An 18,711-nucleotide genomic window follows, 5' to 3' on the forward strand; every position below is an offset into this window, starting at 1 on the left:
GACTTAGCCATGTAGTGGCCCCTACTCTGGCTTTGAGGCTATGGCGATCCAGTTGCAGCCCACCTTCTCTCCCGAGCTGCTGCAAATGGCGCGGTGGCTAGCGGGAGACTTCAGCAACCAAGAGCAAGCCTGGGAGAACCCGCCTTTTTTTGCCTCCATCCGGGTGGCTTATCGCCCCTTGCCAGCCGGTGTGTTGGCAGGGATCGGCTTTTATGTGGAGCAGGCCTACAGCGGCCATCTGGAGGAGCCCTATCGTCAGGCGGTGGTGGAGCTTACCCAAGTAGGGGACGGGATCGTGATTCGCAACTACCGTCCTCTGGAGCCCCAGCGGTGGCGGGGCTGTGCCCGCGAAAGAGCCGGGCAGCTCAGCCAATTGAGCCCTGCGGATCTGGCCTACCTGCCGGGGTGTGATGTGCATGTGAAGAGGCAGGGATCCCAGTTTGTCGGCACCACAGAGCCGGGGTGTCGCTGTTGGGTAGTGCGCAACGGCCAAACCACCTATTTGCAGACCACGCTGCAGTTGAGCGAAAGCGAGTTCTGCAGCCACGACCGAGGCATGGATCCAGTTACCCACCGCCAGGTGTGGGGGGCATTGGCAGGCCCTTTTCGCTTTCGCAAAGTTGTCGATTGGCAGAGGGAGCTGCTGCAGTAGGAGGCGCTGCAGGCAAAAATGATACGGTTGAAGAAGTGACCTAGCCCACAGCAGGGATCCTCCTTCCTAGCTGCTTGGCTGGGCTACCACAAGTGGGGGAATAACCGACTCCATGCAAGAGGAACAGGACATCCTGCGCCAACAGCTGCTTGCCCTCCAGGAAGAAGCACTTGCCCAAGTGGCTCAGGCTGCCGAGCTAGACGCCCTGGAGCAAATCCGCATTGACTATCTGGGGAAGAAGGGAAAGCTCTCCAAGATCTTGGGGGGAATGGGAAAGCTGCCGCCGGAAGCAAGGCCAGCTATCGGCGCTTTGGCCAACAGCTTTAAAGAGGCCCTGCAATCCAGCCTGGAGGAGCGCAAACGGACCCTAGCTGAAGCCAAGCTCCAAGCCCGCCTAGAAGCAGAGCGTTTGGATGTCACTATGCCGGGGCCGCGCCGGCCGCTGGGCCGGGTTCACCCGCTGCAGGCCACCATTGACCGCATGCTCGACATCTTTGTGGGAATGGGCTATACGGTAGTCCATGGCCCGGAGATCGAGACGGAGTACTACAACTTCGAAGCCCTCAACACCCCTGCCGACCACCCGGCGCGGGACATGCAGGATACCCTCTATCTAGAAAAGGGTTATCTGATGCGCACCCAAACTTCTTCGGTGCAGGTGCGCTACATGGAGCAACACCAGCCGCCTCTGCGCATTGTCCACGCGGGACGGGTGATGCGCCGCGACAAGGTCGATGCCACCCACTCGGCCGTGTTTCACCAGGTGGAAATCTTGGCAGTAGGGGAAAACCTTACCTTCACTGACCTCAAGGGCACCCTCAAGGAGTTCGTGGCTCGCCTGTTAGGCCAGCAGGAAACCCGCTTTCGGCCTAGCTACTTTCCCTTCACGGAGCCCTCGGCTGAAATGGACGTACGCTTTGGCTCCAAGTGGCTGGAGATTTTCGGCTGCGGCATGGTGGATCCCAATGTGTTTCAGGCAGTTGGCTATGACCCAGAGCGCTACACCGGCTTTGCGGCAGGGATCGGTGTCGAGCGGGTGGCCATGCTCCTGCACGGCGTTCAGGATATCCGGCTGTTCTACAGCAGCGACCTGCGCTTTCTGTCGCAATTCTAGAGCGGCTTAGGAAAAGGTGCGTTTGTAAACCAACTGCAGATGTTCCAGCTCGTCTTTGCGGTTGGCGCGGCGCAGCAAGCGCATCTGCTCTTCGAGAACTTGGCGGGCTTCGTTGCGGCTAATCGGGTCAAAAACCAATTCTTCCACAGCAGAGGGGTCGTCGTCAGCGGGGGGCTTGAAGTAGACCCGAAAAAACAGCCTTTGGGCATAAAGGGTGGTGAAGATGGCCTCCCCTTCGTTAACCTGACACAGGCCGTAGAGCAGACCAAATGTGGGGTGATTTAGATAGAACTCTTTCATGCGCAATAGCGTACCACTCTTGGGCCGCTCTTGGGGGAAGGAACTTGTTTCAAAGACAGCATCACCGGGGCTATAAGAAAGAGTTTTTCACGAGGAAGCCGTTATTGCCGCCGCTGTTCCTGCACCTTCTTCCTTATGGTGTCCAATTCTTTTTCCACTTCGAGCTGCATCTCCAGCCGCCGAAATTCCTCCTCCAACTTATCCTCAAACAGACTGCCCCAGGGGTTGAACTTCCGATCCGGCTCGCTGGCCTTCTGGGTTTGGGCGGCTTTGACTTCTTGCAGCTTGGTGCGCACCTCTTGGCGGCGCTGGGCAATTTGCGGCAGCAGAGCTTCCAGTTGCCGGATTCTCTCCTCCAGGGCCTTCCCTTGGTTGAATAACCGGCTCCCTTGCTCCAAAAGCTCGGCTTCCCGTCGGCGCGCTCCCTCAGCCAGATCCGGGCGGTTGGCCCGTTCGGCCTTTTCGATGCGAAAGTGCCAGGTCTTGATTTCCTCTGCCAACTGGAGAATGCTGCGCTGGAGAGCTTGCCGCTGGGCAAGGCTTTCCTGGAGCAGCTGCCGAGTTTCTTCTTCTTGCTGGCGCAATTCCTCGGCAAGGAGCTGCAGCTCAATCTCCGGATGGGCTCTGAGGAATTCCTCTAGGCGGGTTTCCAAAAACCGGCTGATATCTTCAATGAGTCCCATAAGTTTGCTAGAGGCTCAGGGGATTGTGTTTAGACTAGCGCAAGCTAGCTAGTCCTAGAGAGGAGGAAGCCGGCCAGTCCTCAAGAGCCCAATTGTTCAGGCAGGTCCAGGTCTAGGGCAGCAAATGTCCATCGGCAACGTGGATGAGGCGCTGGGCGGCCCGCGCCACCTCTAGGTCATGGGTAACTACGACGAGAGTAATGCCCTGGCTGTGGAGCTCGGCAAAAAGGCTGAGCACTTCCTGGGCGGTGCGCCTGTCCAGGGCGCCAGTCGGCTCATCGGCCAAAAGCAGTTGTGGCCGGTTAACAATGGCGCGGGCAATCGCCACCCTCTGCTGCTGGCCGCCAGAGAGCTGGGCTGGGCGCTGGTGGAGTTTACTTCCCAAGCCCACTTGTTCTAGAGCCTGTTTAGCTCGCCGGCGCTGTTCTGACTCGGGGATCCCGGCATAGGCCAGGGGCAGCATCACGTTCTCCAGGGCGGTTAAGACGGGCAGGAGGTGAAACTGCTGGAAGACAAAGCCAATTTTTTGGTTGCGAATCCGGGCCAGCTCCCCATCCGGCAGGGCAGAGACTTCCACGCCGTCTAGCCAGTAGCGCCCCGAGCTAGGCCGATCCAAGCAGCCCATGAGGTTCATCAGGGTGGACTTGCCGGAGCCCGAGGGTCCCATGATGGCGCAATACTCTCCCGGCCAGATTGTCAGGTTGATGTCGTAGAGAGCCTGGAAACTGCCCTCTAGCAGCGGGTAGACTTTGTTAACCCCCACCATTTGCACCAAGGGCAGGCGGGTTGGGGCCAGGGTCTCGGCGGGACGCTCCAGGGATCCAACCGCCCCCTGGCGACGATCTGCCCAGGGTTGTTGCTCGAGCATGGTTGACACCGCAACTGGCCCCATTCTAGCCGGCTTTTGGGCGGCGACTGCCCTGGGCACTAGCCGGAAGAGCAGATCTCCCGCGGTTGGTGATAGGGGCAGCTCCCCTGGGGATCTACCTGGAGGCGGTAGAGGGGGGAGCGCTCTTGATCGCAGCGAAGAACTTGGGTGTGGGCGGACAAGCTCTGGCGGGCAAAGCGGCAGCTCTGGCACCTCATGCCCCCGGCAGCAAAGATAGGGGCGGGTTTGGGGCGCAGCACAAGGCCAGAGGAGGGGGCAACCTCCGCCGGCCGGATCAGCTCTCGCGGCGAAAGGCCCCGCAGCACCAGTTCGGATCCCTGCCAGCGAGCCTCCACCAAGCCGGTCTCAGCCCAGGCGGCCCAGCGGGGATCCTCGGTAATCTGGGGGGGTAGGCGCACCTGAACCCCAGCCAAGGTGCGGGGCGAGTCCTGTTCCTGCCAGATCTCCTCCACCTCCCCCTCGTAGCGCACGCCGGGATCCCCAAGGAACTCGGACGGCTTGACCAAGGTTTGCAGGCGGCTGTCGACCAGCTCCAGCCAATGGCCAAGCTGGGGGCAGTGGACATGGTAACGGTTGCACAGCTCGGGCAGATCCGCCAGCTCCTGCGCTTGCTGGGGGCTGGCGTGCACCAAAACCACATGTTGGGGGCGAAAGGTGTGGACGATCTGGGCAAGATGCCCAACATCGTTGTGGCTGTGCCAGGCCAACCACTCCACCCCAACGCGGGAGCGCAGCGGCGCTGGCCACTGCTCAAACGGCGTAGCCAGCTCCACTTCCGGCAGCCGCAGCAGCAGGCAGGAGCGCTGCGGTTGGGCCAACAGGCGTAACCAGATGGGCTCCCAGGCTTCCGGATCGGCATCGGCGTCGCACAGCAACAGGCCCTGGGGCAAGGGATCCACCGCCGTAAGGGGCTGCACCCGCGGCTGCAGGCGGTCTTCCCAGAACAAGGGCTGGTAGGTGGCAAAATTGCGCACTGGCTCCGGCAGGTAGGGGAGCAAGCGTTCGTAGAGATCGCAGCCTGCAGCTAGGCCTGGCGCCACCCACACCGTCAGCTCCTGGGAAGCTTGGGTAAAGCGGTGGTGAGCTTTGAGGAGGAAAATCAACTCCTGGCCCAACCCCAGCACTGGCAGCGGGAACAGCACCGTCTGGCCTGCCGCCAAGGCGCCAAGCAGGCGCTCCACCAGGCGGTTTTCCAGATGGCGACGGGGTGGATGGCGAGTAGAGCCTAGGGAGGCCTCGATGAGCAGCACATCCGGCTGCCAATGGCGCAAGGCGCTCAGATCTAAGCCAGGGGCAAAGCGAGTTGAGGCCAGGGAACAGTCGCCAGTGTACAGGCAGGTTTGAGCTGGAGTAGTCTGGGTATTTTGCAACAGGGTTGCCGCTGCCCCCGGCAGGTGCCCGGCGGTAAAGAAGGTGAGCATCAAGTGAGGCAAGATCTCCCGCGCCTGGCCAAAAGGCAGCGCCCGAAAAGGAGGAAAGCGAATCTCCCGGTCGTAGTCTGGCCAGATGCCGCGCTCCCAGAGGCCGCTGGCCAAATGAGCCGTTACCGGGGTGGCGTAGATGGGCACCTGTGGGTAGCGGCGATAAAAGCCAGGTAGCCCCTGCACATGGTCAAAGTGGGCGTGGCTGCAGATAACAGCATCGGGGATCCCTGGCAAGGCTTTGAGGAGAGCGGGAGCAGGCAAGCCACAATCGAGAAGCAAACGGTAGGATCCCATCTCCAGCCAGTAGGCGCAGCCCTGCCGGCGGGGATCTGTGCCCAGGGGGAATAGTCGAAGGGGAGGTCTCTTTGACTCCACAGGCGCGTTGTCTTCGGTTGTCTTCTAGAAGAGCACGCTCAAGCTTTGCCGAACCCACGGAGGGCTTAGGCGGGGATCCCTGCTCTCCATCCGTCCATGGGGGCAGTCTCTAGCAATTCGCCCTATCGATAGCGCTATTGCTTCTCCAGTTCCAGCATAGCTTTTGGCCTCTGCCTGCCTCCAGCTGGCTGAGAGCTTCCACTTTAGGAGTTGGGGAGTGCATCTGAGATCTCTGCTGGCGCCGGGTTGCGGCTACCCAAGGCAAAGCCGGCAAAATCGTGGTCGTCCGGGCGCACCGTCAGGATCATCAGGTTGTAGAAGGCCCAGACCAGGCCAAACAGCAGCTCTAGCCAGGTTGGATCCCAGTTGCCAGCAAAGCGCAGGGATCCTACCCCCATTGCTGCTAGGGTCAACGCAATGGCCAAGGCCTGCGGGCCAAGAGAGAGTTGGGATGGCTGCTCGGGATAGGGAGGCACCCCCCGCATTGCCTGCACCAACGCCTGGATGGACTGGAAAAACTGGCTACCTGTCTGGCGTTCTGACTGCCACGCAGCCCCCCACCGAGAGGGAGGAAAGGCCAACAGCCAGCTGAGCCGCCCCAGCAGGGCATAGGGCAGAAACCAGGCAAAAAAAACCCTGTCAAAGGCCGGCACTGGCATCCAGCCCGTCCAGAGGAAGAGGATCGGCACCGCCAAATAGGCTAGCTCCGCCGCCCCTCCAGCGGCCCAGAGGGCCAGCCACAGGTACTGAAAGCGCTGCTGCTGGGTGGTCGGCTTGCCCCAGAAGGGATTTTCCCGCAAGGCCGAAAAAATTGCCAGCAGAGCCACGCGGCGGTTGCGCAAGGGTAACAAAGCGCCGGTGACCTGGGCTTGGCGAGCCAGGTAGGACTGCCAGCCGCGACAGTGCATCTGACACCCCAACTGCACAGGACGGCGAATGTCGATGTGCGGGATCCCCTCCAGGGCCGCCCGCCGAATGAGACAGCCGGATCCCAATAGCGGCGCTGCCTGGTAGCCTTGGGATCCCACCGCCAGCAGTTGCTGTAGGGGGTGAACGGCCTGGGGCCGACCTAGGGTGCGCAGCATGGCCTGGACAAAGCCGGTTGAGTTGGCAATGGGGGCCCGCTCTGGAAAGTCGTAAAACAGAGGCAAAGTCTGCCACAAAAAGTCCGGCTCGACAAAATGGCCTGGCTGCAGCAGCAGCAGGTACTCTCCTTGCAGATGGCCGGATCCCAGCAGGTAGGCTAGCGGATCGGTCGTGGGGCTGGGGCAAGGCCAGTACTCGCAGGGGATGGCCTGCGCCACCTTGGCCATCTCCCTGTCTTCAACCCGATCCACAATGTGGACAAATAGCCGCTCCCAGGGGTAATCCAAGCGTAGGGCTGAGAGCACCGTCTGCCGAGTGGCCTCCAGAGAGTCCCGCTGGCGTATGACCAGCACGTCCACCCGCGGCAGTTGAAAAAACGCCCGCCGCAGAACCTCGGGAGAGGGAAGGGTCTCGCTCGGCACCTGAGCGTAGCGGCTGAGGGTAAACCCCACCGCTGCCAGCCAGACATAGGCCTCCGCACCCCAAAACAGAAGGGATCCCAGACCGGTCAGCCCCTCGGTAATCCGCCAGTAAAGATAGGCCACCCCGGCAATGAGGTGCAGCAACCCCACCCAACGAAACAAATGCACCCACGCCCCCCTCAATCTCACATGCACTCTCCACATTGGGCACTGGGCCAAACTGGGATCCCTTCCCTTGCACAAGAGCAGGCTGGGGGACAGGTTGCTTGGAAAAATCGCTGCCTATTGCGCAGCTACTGGGTAAACGCTCACCTTCTGCCGCCGTTTGCCGTAGCGCTCAAAGGTAACAATGCCTGTAGCTACAGCAAACAAGGTGTCATCCCTACCAATGCGCACGTTCACCCCTGGGTGGAACTTGGTGCCCCGTTGCCTGACCAGGATATAGCCGGGATGAACCAGCTCGCCGCCAAAGCACTTCACACCCAGCCGCTTGGAATTGGAGTCACGGCCGTTGCGGGTGCTGCCCGTTCCTTTTTTATGAGCCATAGCGCCTCCTATGCACCTGTGTTGCCGCTGAAAACTTCTAGTTCTCCGCCGCAGGGATCCCTAGCTCTGGAGCAGGCTGCGAAGTTGCTGGGGCTGTGGCTAGTGGCGTCCCGTTCAGTTCGATGGACTCAATGAGCACACGGGTCAAGAGCTGACGATGGCCTCTTTTCCTGCGGGTTCCCTTCTTCGGCCTCATCTTGTAGACGATGATTTTGTTGCCCCGGCGGTGCTGCAAAACCCGCGCCCTCACCACCGCCTCGGGAATGTAGGGACGCCCTAGGGTTACTTGTCCCTCGTGGTTGATCAACAAGACCTGGGAGAGGGCCAAAGAGCTGTTTTCCTCTGTGTCAGGCAGGTGATCGATGTCGTAAAAGCGCCCCGTCTCTACCCAAAGCTGCTTGCCACTGGTTTCCACAATCGCGTAGGTCATGCCTTTTCCTTGCCGTACAGGTGCCCCTGCGGGTCTTAAAACCTGATCCGAGCATTGACAGCGATTTATAATCCTAGCGGAAAAACTTGCTTCCTGTCAGCTTCATTCGGTCAGCTTTTCCCAAGCGGCCTGGAGGGCAGCTTGCATGCGCTGGGCAGCCCGTTTAAGGCGCTGCTGCCAGCTTTCCCATTTCTGCTGTAGGAACTCTGCCGCTTCATCCAGCAGGGAAAGGTCGAACTTGCCCCCTTTGGCTAGCTCGTCCCGCACTTGGTTGACCTTGACGCGCACTACCTCGGGCGGATCCTGCGGGCTGACTAGGGCTTTGAGGCGATCCCCCATGCGCTGGATGAGCTGCTTGACTTGGCGAGACTTTTCGCTCCAAAAGTTCTTTAGGCCCTCGGCCTCCGATTGGAGTCGCTGGGGAGCATCTTCCTTGACTACCACCGCGTCCACGTCGATGGCCTCTACGTCCTCAGGTAACAGGACGGCCCGTCCCCCCCAGGGCTCAGCAATGCTGCCCCCCAGGATATAGGCAGCAATGGACCCAGTCTCCCAGTCGAAGAGAAAATCCTCAATCCAACCCACTGGCTGATCCCCAAGGCGCACGGTTCGCCGATAGAGGGAGCTGAGCGGCATAGCGGGGGTGGTGACAACGCTGGAGTAGGTCAGCAGCGCGTCCGGCCCGATGAGAGAGATTTGCTCCAAGGGGGTGTATCCCTGCTGGCTGGTAAAGTAGCAGACCCGTCCCTGCCCATCGACCCAGACTTCCTCGACAGTGCCCAGGGCTGTGGCAGTGCTGCCATCTATGGCCAGCAGGCCCACCACTTGGCTGCGTCGGACGATTTGGTCCATACAGAAGTTCTCCTGAAGTTGACAAGCAGCGGGGTTCAAGGGGGCTAAAGCCTTGGGCTGCTTAGCCTCCACGGTAGTAGTGTAGCTGCGCCCTGAGGCGGGCAATTTCCTGGGCCATGTCCAAAACCATGGCCGCCCCGACCCAGTTAAGGCCCAAGTCGCGATGCAGGCGGGTCATCTGGATTAAGCGCCGCAGTTGCTGGGGGTTGAGGTAGCAGCTTTCGGCTTCCACCAGGCCTTGCCCGAGCAACCACTCCAGCAGGTGAGGAGGGATCCCGGCTACTTCGCTTGCCTGCTCAAAGGTATAGAGCCGCTCCTCCACCCGCACAATGGCCAGGCTCATAGACTCACCTCCTGCAGCCGGGCGCGGGGATCCCAGCTTCGATTTTGCCGCAGTTTTTCGTAGAGATCCCGCTCAGTTGGGGAAAGGGATTTGGGCGTGACGACCTTCAGCCGCACCAGCAGGTCGCTCCGCTGGCCTTGGGGATCCCGCCAACCTTGGCCGCGCAGCCGCAGGGTTTGGCCGCTATCCACGCCGGCAGGGATCTTCAGTTGCACCCGACCGGTGGGGGTGGGCACTTCCGCCGTGCCGCCTAAAACCGCCTCGTCAGGGGTGATGGGCAGCTCGCAAACCAGGTTGTCGCCCTCGAAGCGGAAGAAGGGGTGGGGAGGCAGCTCCAGGGTGAGGTAGAGATCTCCTCTTGGGCCGCCAAAGGGGCTATATTGACCCTTGCCCTTGACGCGGAGGCGGCTGCCCGGTTTGGCGCCGGGGGGGATGCGGATGGTGAGGGTTTCGCCGTCCACGCTTAGCCGCTTTTGGGTGCCGTGGAAAGCTTCTGCCCAGGTGAGGCCCAGCGTAGTTTCTATGTCTTGCCCCGGCAGATTCACCGAGACGAACGGCCCAAACCCGGTGGTGAAGCCCTGAAAGCCGCCGCGGCGGGATCCCATGCGGCCCAGCAGCTCGTTGATGAAGTCCTCAAAGGTGGCGTACTGGGCAAATCCCTCCATGCCCGGCCCCGCCGCCGCACCAGTGCCTACTCGCTGCCAGTACTGGCCAAACTGGTCGTAGCGCCGCCGCTTGTCTGGATCGGAGAGCACCTCGTAGGCTTCGTTGATTTCCTTGAAGCGCTCCTCGGCTGCTTTGTTGCCGGGGTTAACGTCGGGGTGATACTGGCGAGCCAGCTTGCGATAGGCGCGCTTGATCTCCTCTAAGGAAGCATCTCGGCTGACGCCCAGGATCTTGTAGTAATCCTTAAAATCACTCGCAACCATGGGCTCACCTCATACTGTCAATCGGTTAGGCTAAGGCTTTCAAAATATCCAGGTAGGCTAAGCGGGGCCGGCACTTAAAGTGGCTGAGGTTTCCTGTGCAGCCTATTATCTCCGTCTGTGACCCAAGTGGGGGTCAAGGGATCGCGAAACTCCTGGAGCGATCTCCGTACTGGCTGCCAGGGAAAGTGAGGGGTCGTTTTCCCTAGAGGGATCGGATCCCTTGCATTAAGCCGCGGCAGACCCCACTCAGAAAGTCAAGATCTAGGGTCTCGAGGGTGTCGCTCAGCTTGTGATAGTGGGGATTGCGCAAGAAGGCGGTGTCGGTCACCATGACGGCGGGGTAACCCGCATCCCAAAAGGGGGAGTGGTCGCTGAGGCGAGTGGCAGGCAGGATTAGGCCTCGCTGTCCGGCTGGCAGCCAGCAACAGGGGATCCCCACTTTCTGAAAATCCCGCTGCAGCTTGAGCAGATCCCTCCAGGTGGGCCAGTTGCCAATTAGGCCAATGTAATCTCCCCGGTTGGGGTAGAGCCGCTCCAGGCCGGCGGGGTAGCGCTGGGATCCGGGGGTGGGATCCCGGTAGCCCAGCATCTCCAACGACAGCATTAGCCGCAGGGGCTGGCGCTGCTGTTTAAGAAAGCGGGCGTAGGCTGTGCTGCCCACCATTCCCCGCTCCTCCAGGTCAAAGGCCACCAGCCACAGAGGAGAAGGGGCAGGGTCAGCAGCAAAATGGCGGGCCAATTCCAGCAGTACCGCCACGCCGCTGGCGTTGTCGTCGGCTCCAGGGGTGGCCGGAGCGGCGTCAAAGTGGGCTCCCACCAGGATAGGCGGCCGACCCGGGCGGGATCCGGGCAACTTCAAGATCCAGTTGCAGTGCTGGCGGCCGTTGGCCTCAAAGGGGAAAGGCTCCACCGGGCCGCACTCGGAAAGCTGTTTTTGGATATACTGCTCCACCTGCCGGTGGCCCCAAGGCGACCAGTCGGGATCGCGGGGCTGGGCTACCTGGCGGAGATGGGCTTCTAGGCGCCGCTGCAGGTCTTCGCTCCCCACCTCCGGCATCAGTTTTCTACCTCAGAGTGGATGGCTTGGGCGTGAACCTGGCGGGCCAGCTCCAGGCTGAAGTAACTGTGGGATCCTGCCGTTCCCGCCAACACTTGAAAAGGCAGATCAGGCTCTCCCAAATGATCCAGCACCAAAGCCGCCCCAGAAAAATCCTGATCTCGAGTGTAATCGTTAACCGTCACCACGGTGGGGACACCTGCCTGCTGTGCCGAGCGCAGCCCGTTCTCCGAGTCCTCAAAGGCCAGACACTCCTGGGGATCTAGGCCCATCCGCTCCAAGGTGTAGAAGTAGATGTCGGGGGCAGGCTTTTTGGCAGGGACGATATCGCCGGCAGCGATGACCTCAAACCAGCTCAGGCTCTCTGGCAGGGCGCGCTCCAGAAGAGCCGTCACGTTTTCGGGCGTGGTGGTGGTGGCGATGGCCAGGCGGATCCCGGCGGCCCTGGCTTCCTGCAAGAGGCGCTTGACGCCGGGGCGCAAAGGGATCCCTCCTTGGGCCAATAGAGCCGTGTAGTGGCTGGTTTTAGCCTGGTGCAGCCGAGCTATCAGGGCCGTCAGGTCTTCCCCAGCAGGCAGTGGCTGCTGGCAGGTCTCGATGAAGTGGCGAATGCGCTCTTTGCCGCCTGTGATAGCCAGGAGCTGGCCGTAGAGCTCCACCGACCAGTGCCAGTCCAACCCTGCCTCAGCAAAGGCCGCGTTAAAGGCCACGCGGTGCCCATCCCGCTCTGTATCTGCCAGCGTGCCATCCACGTCGAAAATCAAAGCTTGCAGCTCCATCCGGCCAGCCTCTGGTCAAGGGGGCAAGCCACCCTATGCTAGATCCTCTTAGCCGGTTCCTAGGAAGGCCAACAAGATGAGAAAATGAGGCACCGGTTATCCAAGTCTCGCCATGAGCTTTGACTTTGACTTGATCATCATCGGTGCCGGCGTTGGCGGCCACGGCGCGGCGTTGCATGCCGTCGAGTCCGGCCTGAAAACCGCCATCGTCGAGTGCGCCGAAATGGGCGGCACCTGCATCAACCGCGGCTGCATCCCCTCCAAGGCGCTGCTGGCCGCCTCAGGACGCCTGCGGGAACTGCAAAACAGCTCCCAGCTAGGGCTGCAGGTGGGATCCGTCCAGGCTGACCGGGGGGCGATTGCCGCTCACGCTGCCCAGGTGGTGGAGAAGATCCGCGCCGACATGACCCGCTCGCTGGAAAAGCTGGGGGTAACGATCCTGCGGGGACGGGGCAGGCTGGCAGGGCTGCAAACGGTCGAAGTGCAGGGGGAAGAAGGATCCCAGGCCTACACAGCGCGGGACATTATCTTGGCTACGGGTTCTCGACCCTTCGTGCCGCCGGGGATCGAGGTGGATGGCCGCACGGTGTTTACCAGCGACGAGGCGGTACGGCTGGAGTGGATCCCGGAGCGGCTGGCCATCATCGGCAGCGGCTACATTGGACAGGAGTTTGCCGACGTCTACACGGCGCTGGGATCCCAGGTCATCCTCATCGAGGCCCTGGAGACGCTGATGCCAGCCTTTGACCCCGACATTGCCCGCTTGGCCCAGCGGGTGCTGATCAAACCCAGGCAAATCCAGACCTACGTAGGGGTTCTGGCCAAACAGGTAATCCCTGGGCAGCCGGTAACCATCCACCTATCCAATGGCGAGACGCTGCAGGTGGATGGTTGTCTGGTGGCCGCTGGGCGGATCCCGGTCTCAGAGGAACTGGGCCTAGCAGAGCTAGGGGTGGAGTTAGACAAGCGCGGCTTCGTGCCGGTGGATAGCCGCATGGCCACGGAGTTGCCTCACCTGTGGGCCATCGGCGATGTGACGGGCAAGATGATGTTGGCCCACGCGGCAGCAGCCCAGGGGAGGGTGGCGGTGGAAAACATCTGTGGCCGCCCTGCTTACATGGATTACCTGAGCATCCCGGCAGCAGTGTTCACCCACCCTGAGATGGGCTTTGTGGGGCTAACCGAGCCCCAAGCCAAAGCCGAGGGCTATAGCGTAGGCACGGTGCGCACCTACTTTGGCGGCAACTCCAAGGCCATTGCCTCTGGCGAGACTGAGGGCATGGTGAAGCTGGTCTTCGACAAGGAGACGGGGCTTTTGCTGGGATCCCACATCTTTGGTCCCCACGCAGCGGATCTCATCCACGAGGCGGCCCAGGCCATTGCCCGCCGCGCCACGGTGCAAGAACTGGCTCGCCTGGTGCATGTTCACCCCACCCTGGCAGAGACGCTGGAAGAAGCTTACCGGCGAGCTGCCCACAGCTTGGCAGTGGCCTAGCCAGCAGGTTTCCCCTCCAGCCCTTGAGAAAGCCATAGGATTGGGAGGGAAGTACGCAGGAGGAAGTCCTCTTGGTTACCGAAGCCGAGATTACACGGGCAGTGCAAGCCCAGTACGAAACCTTCCCCTATCCCCCTGTTCCCTACGACCAGCCCTTTGAGGGCTTTTCCAGCCTGGGCAGCTATACCTTGGCCCAATACGCCCGCACCCGCACCTTGCAAGAGCCCACTGGGGCCAGGTTTTTGGTGGCCGGCTGCGGCACTGGTTGGGAGATGCACGTCATCGCCGCCAGCAACCCCGGATATGGCGCCGTGGTAGGGATCGACCTCAGCCGCCCAGCTCTGGAAATTGCCCAGAAGCGGATCAAGTACCACGGCCTGCGCAACTGCTCGGTGCATTATGGGGATCTCATGGATCCCTCCACCTGGCCGGAGGGAAGCTTTGACATGATCAGCTCCTATGGGGTAATCCACCACACCGCCGATCCTGTCAAGGCCCTAAAGAACTTGGCCTCGCGCCTGGCTCCCGACGGGGTAATGGCCCTGATGCTCTACAACCGCTCAGGCCGTTGGCATGTCTACCGCATTCGTCGTGCCTTGGAGCTGCTGGGGATTACTCCACCGGCCACCCGGGAAAAGATCGAATTTGTGCGGCAACTGCTGAAGGCAGCTCATCCCAACTCCCTTTTGGCCAAGCACGCCAAGGCCCATGAGGAATACTACCTAGCAGACGAGAACATCGTCGACAATTTCTTCCACGCCAACGACATTCCTTTTGACATCGGCGAAATCCCCGACCTTCTGGCCCAGGCGGGCTTGGAGTTTATCGATGTAGCCCCCTACTTGGACTACTGGAACGCCAAGCCCTTGATTGCTGCTACTCACACCGAGTTCCATCGCCGCTACGAGGCCCTTTCTCGCCTCGACCAGCTACGAGTTATCGAGTATCTGGAGCCTCTTTACCACACGCAAAATCTCTTTTGGTGCTGCCATCAGGGCAAAAAGGTGGCCAGTTGGGATCCTTTTACCCCTGAGTTTTTCCAAAGCTCCCGTTGGCAGCTCAACCCCCTCTTTGTCCAGCACGGCAAAGTGCGCTACTGGGATCAAACCATCCCCTTTTCGGATCTGCTGGGCAAGGTGGATCCGGCCCAGATCGCGGCTCAAAAAATGGACATCTTCTGGTCCATTGCTCGCATTCCCGGCAAGATGATTGCCTCCAGCCGCTACCAGGTGGTGGAGCTGTTGTTGCCCCTAGCCAAGCAAGCTCGTTCTGGCGCCGAGATCTTGGCCGACCACGCCGAAAGAGCCGAGCACGTCCTTCGCCTGTTCCGGGAGTGGGAGGCGGATCGGCTGGTGCTGCGAGTTGCTCCCTAACTAACTCCCCCCTACCCAAGGAGCTACGAGGCGGGCTGGCGGCCACCCACAATGGCGCGGCAGCGAATGTAGGGCCCGCCGGCATCCACCTTGGCTGGCTGGCCCTTGCCGCAGTGGCCGGATCCGAGATCCCAAAGGAAATCTCGCGACACAGCGTCCACTGACTGCAACACCTCAAAGGCATTGCCGGTGATAGTAACTCCCCGCAATAGCTCCGCCAGCTTGCCATTGCGAATGCGGTAGGCCCGCTCCACGCCAAACATGAACTCGCCCGTGGAGTCGGCTTGCCCGTTCCTGGCCCCATCCAGGAAGTAGCCGTCGGGGGTGCTGGCGAGGATCTCTTCTAGCGTCTGGGATCCCGGCTCGATGTAGGTGTTGCGCATGCGGATGAGCGGCTCGTCGGCGTACTCCCAGGCGCGGGCATTGCCGGTGGGCTCGACGCCAAAGTGGGCGGCAGTCTCCCGGTTGTGCAGGTAGCTCACCAGGATGCCATTCTGGATGATGGTAGTGGTTTGGGTGGGAACACCTTCATCGTCCACGGGCAGCGTTCCCCCTGCCCCCGGCATAAATTCAGAACGGCCAGAGTCCTTGAGAGTAACCAGTTCGCTGGCCACCCGCTGCCCTAGCTTGCCAGCCGCCACCGAGCCCGCGAGGACGAAATCGGCCTCGACCGTGTGGCCAATGGCTTCATGCACCAGCAGTCCCACGATGGAAGGGGAGAGGATGACGGTGGCCCATCCCCCCTCGGCATAGCCTGCAGAGAGGAGATCAACTGCCGTGGCAGCCGCCTTCTCCGCCATCTGCAAGGGATCCGTCCGAAAAAGGCAATCCCACCCCCCCGTCACGCCAATGGACTCCGTGCCGCTGCTGAGTTGGCCATCGGCCTCAGCCACCGCCTGCACCCGCAATTCGGGGCGCACCAGCCGGAAGGCTACATCCGCCCCATCGGTGGTGACGATGGCTTTCTCCTCGTAGATCTCGTTGTAGGTGCAACTGGCGGAGGTGATGCGAGTGGAGGACTTGCGCGCCTGGGCTTCTGTTTCCAAAGCCAATTGAATCTTCGCCTCGAGCGGCTTGTTGACCACTTCCTCCACCCCGGGCTCACAGAACTCCCCCTGGGCTAGTTGGACGCGGGGCAAAGTCTTCAGCTTCTGCTTGCGGCAGTTGGCGCTGGCGCGGGCCGCTTGCTGGGCCTCGGCAATGGCCTTGCGAATGGCTGCGGGTGAGAGATCCCCAGTGGCGGCAAAGCCCCAGGTGCCGTCTTCTAGCACCCGCACCCCCACCCCCGAGCGCCGCCGAACTGCCGTGCGCTCAATGCGGCCCTTTTCCGCCGTGACACTGCGAAAGACTTTGCTGTGGTAGCGCAGCTCCACAAAGCCGGAGTAATCCCGGAGGATGTCGCGCAGGAGATCTCGCATGGCAATGAGGAGGGAAGGCCGTACTCAATCCAGCATAGCTTTGTTTTCGGCGGAGTCCTCCGGCTGCCACTTCAGCACCAAGGTAGAAAGGGGGGGCAGGCAGAGATCAAGAGAGTAGGGCAGGTTGTGGTAGGGCCAGTCCTCTGTCCACTTGCCTCCTAGGTTGCCAACGCCGCTGCCCCAGAACTCCACCGCGTCGCTGTTGAGGAGCTCCCGGTAAAACCCCCGCTCCGGCACCCCAATGCGGTAGTTTGGCCAGACCACGGGGGTGAAGTTGCAGACCACCACCAGCCACTCCTTGGGATCCTCCCCATAGCGGATGAAAGAGATAATGCCCCGATGGTCACTGCAGTCGATCCAGCGGAATCCTTCCGGCTTGGTGTCTTGGGTGTAGAGAGCCGGTTGCGAGCGCAGCAGCTGGTTGAGAGTGGCTACGTAGTGGCGCAGCTTGGCGTGGGGCTCATACTGCAGCAGCTCCCAGTCTAGATCTGCCCAAACATTCCACTCGTTCCACTGGCCAAACTCCATGCTCATGAACAAGGTTTTCTTGCCAGGGTGAGTGAACATGTAGCCGTAGAGAGCCCGCAAGCTGGCGAACTTGTGCCACAGATCTCCTGGCATTTTGCCCAGCATGTGGCTTTTGCCGTGTACCACCTCATCGTGGGAAAAAGCCAGCATGTAATTTTCGCTGAAGGCATACATGAGGCTGAAAGTCACGAGGTTGTGGTGGAACTGGCGAAACCAGGGATCCATGCGGAAATAATCCAGCATGTCGTGCATCCAGCCCATGTTCCACTTCAGGTTAAAGCCCAGACCGCCCACGTGAGTTGGCCAGGTCACCATTGGCCAGGCAGTCGATTCCTCGGCAATGGAAAGAACGCCAGGGTAGTACTTGAAAATAAGGGTATTGAGCTGACGGAAAAAGTCGATGGCCTCTAGGTGTTCCCGACCGCCGTAGCAATTGGGGATCCATTCCTTGCGGTCGTAATCCAGATAGAGCATCGAGGCCACTGCATCCACCCGAATGCCGTCAACGTGGTATTTGTCAAACCAAAAGAGGGCGTTGGCCACCAGATAGTTGCGCACCTCGTTGCGGCCGTAATTGAAAACTAAGGTGCCCCAGCCTTTGTGTTCGCCCTTGCGGGGGTCAGCATATTCGTAGAGGTGGGTACCGTCAAAAAAGGCCAGCCCATGCCCGTCTTTGGGAAAATGCCCTGGCACCCAATCGATAATGACACCAATTCCCTCCTGGTGAGCGCGATCGACAAAGTACATAAAGTCCTGCGGGGAGCCGTAGCGGGAGGTTACGGCGTAGTAGCCGATAACCTGGTAGCCCCAGGAGCCGTCGAAGGGGTGCTCGGCCACGGGCAAGAGCTCGATGTGGGTAAAGCCCATCTCCTTGACGTAGGGGATGAGTTTGTCCGCCAGCTCCCGGTAGGTGAGAAAGCGGGTGTTGGGCTTGCGCTCCACTGGCACCAGGTGGCCATCGGCGGGCGGGTCTTCGGTGGAGGCGTGCATCCAGGATCCCAGGTGGACCTCGTACACCGAAATGGGGGAGCGCAGCGGGTCAGTGGCAGCCCGTTTTTCCATCCACTCCTGGTCATGCCAGGTGTAGGTGTTGAGGTCAACCACAATGGAGCCGGTTTTGGGGCGAACCTCCTGTTGGAAGCCGTAGGGATCCGACTTTTCGTAGATGTCCCCCCAGGGGGCCTTCACCTCGTATTTGTAGATGGCTCCTGGCCCAAGGCCGGGGATAAACAGGACCCAGATGCCGCTTTCGTCTAGGCGCTTCATCTGGTGCTGGCGCCCATCCCAGTGGTTGAAGTCGCCAATAACACTGACGTTGCGGGCATTGGGAGCCCAGACGGCAAAGTGCACTCCCTGAACCCCGTCCACGCTTATGGGGTGAGCGCCCAACTTCTCGTAGATGCGGTGGTGGTTGCCCTCGTTGAAGAGGTAGCGATCCAGCTCGCCGATGTGGTTGACCTTCTCCGGCGGAAAGCGATAGGGATCCTCCCATTCTTCCAGGTGTTGGCCCTCCGGATCCCAAACCCGCTGCGCTCGCAAAAAGTAGTCTGGCAGGGGGGTTCCTGGCTCGAAGCGCAGCTCAAACAGGGTTTCTGGATGCAGCGGCTGCATGGGGTGGGCCTGCCCAGTGGCACGTTCCACCAGCCAAACCTGCCGCGCGTTAGGCACCAAGGCACGCACCAGCCAGAAGGACACCTCCCCCTGCTCTATCTGCTGTGGCCCCAAAACAGCATAGGGATCCTGCCATTGGTTGGTAACAAACTGAACCACTTGCTCGGCAGACAGGAGAAAGCCCATGGCAACCCCCAGCAGACCCTTGATCTCAGTCTAACGACGGCTGGCTACCGCTCTAGCTCGAGCGTCCCCGCTAGGAGTTCTCCAGCTTGCCTTGACATTATCCTCCTCGAGAACCAGCTCCCAAGAAAGCAGGAGCCAAGCGCTTTCTCCTGGAAGGGAGAACTTGCTAGAGTGAGACGGGCAATCCCTTTCCAAGCTGGGTTGGTCAGCCTGTTCTGT

Annotated in this window: 18 protein-coding genes; 4 read left to right on the forward strand and 14 right to left on the reverse strand. The window is 60.8% G+C overall.

Annotated features, from left to right (window positions below; genetic code table 11):
* The first annotated feature begins 40 nt into the window (after positions 1-40).
* Both NW804_RS03300 and pheS read left to right on the forward strand, forming a co-directional pair.
* Positions 41-652 (forward strand): chromophore lyase CpcT/CpeT, encoded by a 612-nt coding sequence (locus NW804_RS03300; RefSeq protein WP_414412464.1) that lies wholly within the window; start codon positions 41-43, stop codon positions 650-652.
* A gap of 112 nt (positions 653-764) precedes the next feature.
* Positions 765-1,766, forward strand: coding sequence for a phenylalanine--tRNA ligase subunit alpha (pheS, locus tag NW804_RS03305; RefSeq protein ID WP_414420631.1), 1,002 nt, complete (start codon positions 765-767; stop codon positions 1,764-1,766).
* 6 nt (positions 1,767-1,772) lie between these two features.
* Here pheS and NW804_RS03310 read toward each other — a convergent pair whose 3' ends face one another.
* The 12 genes from NW804_RS03310 to NW804_RS03365 all read right to left on the reverse strand — a co-directional run bounded on the left by NW804_RS03310 (position 1,773) and on the right by NW804_RS03365 (position 11,881).
* Positions 1,773-2,066 carry a PipX family protein gene (locus tag NW804_RS03310; RefSeq protein WP_414393947.1) on the reverse strand — a complete coding sequence of 98 codons (294 nt, stop codon included), beginning with the start codon at positions 2,064-2,066 and terminating at the stop codon, positions 1,773-1,775.
* Between the two features lie 101 nt (positions 2,067-2,167).
* Positions 2,168-2,749 carry a TIGR04376 family protein gene (locus tag NW804_RS03315; RefSeq protein WP_414393945.1) on the reverse strand — a complete coding sequence of 194 codons (582 nt, stop codon included), beginning with the start codon at positions 2,747-2,749 and terminating at the stop codon, positions 2,168-2,170.
* Between the two features lie 112 nt (positions 2,750-2,861).
* Positions 2,862-3,617 (reverse strand): ABC transporter ATP-binding protein, encoded by a 756-nt coding sequence (locus NW804_RS03320; RefSeq protein WP_414393944.1) that lies wholly within the window; start codon positions 3,615-3,617, stop codon positions 2,862-2,864.
* Positions 3,618-3,676: 59 nt separating this feature from the next.
* Positions 3,677-5,437, reverse strand: a complete 1,761-nt coding sequence (locus tag NW804_RS03325) for an MBL fold metallo-hydrolase (RefSeq protein WP_414422853.1) — start codon at positions 5,435-5,437, stop codon at positions 3,677-3,679.
* Between the two features lie 203 nt (positions 5,438-5,640).
* Positions 5,641-7,113 carry a cellulose synthase gene (locus NW804_RS03330; protein ID WP_414422854.1) on the reverse strand — a complete coding sequence of 491 codons (1,473 nt, stop codon included), beginning with the start codon at positions 7,111-7,113 and terminating at the stop codon, positions 5,641-5,643.
* A 114-nt stretch (positions 7,114-7,227) separates the two neighbouring features.
* The gene (gene rpmA / locus NW804_RS03335; protein ID WP_414393939.1) at positions 7,228-7,491 is read right to left on the reverse strand and encodes a 50S ribosomal protein L27; all 264 of its coding nucleotides are present in this window, start codon (positions 7,489-7,491) and stop codon (positions 7,228-7,230) included.
* 37 nt (positions 7,492-7,528) lie between these two features.
* Positions 7,529-7,921: a 50S ribosomal protein L21 gene (rplU, locus tag NW804_RS03340; protein WP_414422855.1), complete on the reverse strand. Its 393-nt coding sequence runs from the start codon at positions 7,919-7,921 to the stop codon at positions 7,529-7,531.
* Positions 7,922-8,023: 102 nt separating this feature from the next.
* Complete coding sequence (locus NW804_RS03345) at positions 8,024-8,773, reverse strand: photosystem reaction center subunit H (RefSeq protein WP_414420627.1); 750 nt, start codon at positions 8,771-8,773, stop codon at positions 8,024-8,026.
* A 61-nt stretch (positions 8,774-8,834) separates the two neighbouring features.
* Complete coding sequence (locus tag NW804_RS03350) at positions 8,835-9,116, reverse strand: chaperone modulator CbpM (protein WP_414393933.1); 282 nt, start codon at positions 9,114-9,116, stop codon at positions 8,835-8,837.
* Positions 9,113-10,045, reverse strand: coding sequence for a DnaJ C-terminal domain-containing protein (locus tag NW804_RS03355; RefSeq protein ID WP_414410848.1), 933 nt, complete (start codon positions 10,043-10,045; stop codon positions 9,113-9,115). Before NW804_RS03355 ends, NW804_RS03350 begins: the two co-directional genes overlap by 4 nt.
* 202 nt (positions 10,046-10,247) lie before the next feature.
* The gene (locus tag NW804_RS03360; RefSeq protein WP_414420626.1) at positions 10,248-11,102 is read right to left on the reverse strand and encodes a M28 family peptidase; all 855 of its coding nucleotides are present in this window, start codon (positions 11,100-11,102) and stop codon (positions 10,248-10,250) included.
* Positions 11,102-11,881 (reverse strand): HAD family hydrolase, encoded by a 780-nt coding sequence (locus tag NW804_RS03365; protein ID WP_414422856.1) that lies wholly within the window; start codon positions 11,879-11,881, stop codon positions 11,102-11,104. The genes NW804_RS03360 and NW804_RS03365 overlap by 1 nt, the downstream gene beginning before the upstream one ends.
* A 112-nt stretch (positions 11,882-11,993) precedes the next feature.
* Between NW804_RS03365 and lpdA the strand changes: the two genes are divergently transcribed.
* Together lpdA and NW804_RS03375 are read left to right on the forward strand one after the other, a co-directional pair.
* Positions 11,994-13,376 carry a dihydrolipoyl dehydrogenase gene (gene lpdA, locus NW804_RS03370; protein ID WP_414422857.1) on the forward strand — a complete coding sequence of 461 codons (1,383 nt, stop codon included), beginning with the start codon at positions 11,994-11,996 and terminating at the stop codon, positions 13,374-13,376.
* 71 nt (positions 13,377-13,447) lie between these two features.
* Positions 13,448-14,749 carry a class I SAM-dependent methyltransferase gene (locus tag NW804_RS03375; RefSeq protein ID WP_414422858.1) on the forward strand — a complete coding sequence of 434 codons (1,302 nt, stop codon included), beginning with the start codon at positions 13,448-13,450 and terminating at the stop codon, positions 14,747-14,749.
* A gap of 23 nt (positions 14,750-14,772) precedes the next feature.
* Here the strand turns inward: NW804_RS03375 and NW804_RS03380 are convergent, their stop codons facing one another.
* Entirely contained in the window at positions 14,773-16,167 is a 1,395-nt protein-coding gene (locus NW804_RS03380; RefSeq protein ID WP_414420623.1) for a TldD/PmbA family protein, read from the reverse strand.
* Positions 16,168-16,191: 24 nt separating this feature from the next.
* Positions 16,192-18,492: a 1,4-alpha-glucan branching protein GlgB gene (gene glgB, locus NW804_RS03385; RefSeq protein ID WP_414393921.1), complete on the reverse strand. Its 2,301-nt coding sequence runs from the start codon at positions 18,490-18,492 to the stop codon at positions 16,192-16,194.
* Positions 18,493-18,711: the final 219 nt, after the last annotated feature.

It is taken from the genome of Synechococcus sp. WC10meta, assembly GCF_047461475.1.

Excerpts from the sequence above, each read along its gene's own strand:
- NW804_RS03300 (WP_414412464.1), top strand. The coding sequence starts at position 41 with ATGGCGATCCAGTTGCAGCCCACCTTCTCTCCCGAGCTGCTGCAAATG.
- pheS (WP_414420631.1), top strand. The coding sequence starts at position 765 with ATGCAAGAGGAACAGGACATCCTGCGCCAACAGCTGCTTGCCCTCCAG.
- NW804_RS03310 (WP_414393947.1), bottom strand. The coding sequence starts at position 2,066 with ATGAAAGAGTTCTATCTAAATCACCCCACATTTGGTCTGCTCTACGGC.
- NW804_RS03315 (WP_414393945.1), bottom strand. The coding sequence starts at position 2,749 with ATGGGACTCATTGAAGATATCAGCCGGTTTTTGGAAACCCGCCTAGAG.
- NW804_RS03320 (WP_414393944.1), bottom strand. The coding sequence starts at position 3,617 with ATGCTCGAGCAACAACCCTGGGCAGATCGTCGCCAGGGGGCGGTTGGA.
- rpmA (WP_414393939.1), bottom strand. The coding sequence starts at position 7,491 with ATGGCTCATAAAAAAGGAACGGGCAGCACCCGCAACGGCCGTGACTCC.
- rplU (WP_414422855.1), bottom strand. The coding sequence starts at position 7,921 with ATGACCTACGCGATTGTGGAAACCAGTGGCAAGCAGCTTTGGGTAGAG.
- NW804_RS03345 (WP_414420627.1), bottom strand. The coding sequence starts at position 8,773 with ATGGACCAAATCGTCCGACGCAGCCAAGTGGTGGGCCTGCTGGCCATA.
- NW804_RS03350 (WP_414393933.1), bottom strand. The coding sequence starts at position 9,116 with ATGAGCCTGGCCATTGTGCGGGTGGAGGAGCGGCTCTATACCTTTGAG.
- NW804_RS03355 (WP_414410848.1), bottom strand. The coding sequence starts at position 10,045 with ATGGTTGCGAGTGATTTTAAGGATTACTACAAGATCCTGGGCGTCAGC.
- NW804_RS03360 (WP_414420626.1), bottom strand. The coding sequence starts at position 11,102 with ATGCCGGAGGTGGGGAGCGAAGACCTGCAGCGGCGCCTAGAAGCCCAT.
- NW804_RS03365 (WP_414422856.1), bottom strand. The coding sequence starts at position 11,881 with ATGGAGCTGCAAGCTTTGATTTTCGACGTGGATGGCACGCTGGCAGAT.
- lpdA (WP_414422857.1), top strand. The coding sequence starts at position 11,994 with ATGAGCTTTGACTTTGACTTGATCATCATCGGTGCCGGCGTTGGCGGC.
- NW804_RS03380 (WP_414420623.1), bottom strand. The coding sequence starts at position 16,167 with ATGCGAGATCTCCTGCGCGACATCCTCCGGGATTACTCCGGCTTTGTG.
- glgB (WP_414393921.1), bottom strand. The coding sequence starts at position 18,492 with ATGGGCTTTCTCCTGTCTGCCGAGCAAGTGGTTCAGTTTGTTACCAAC.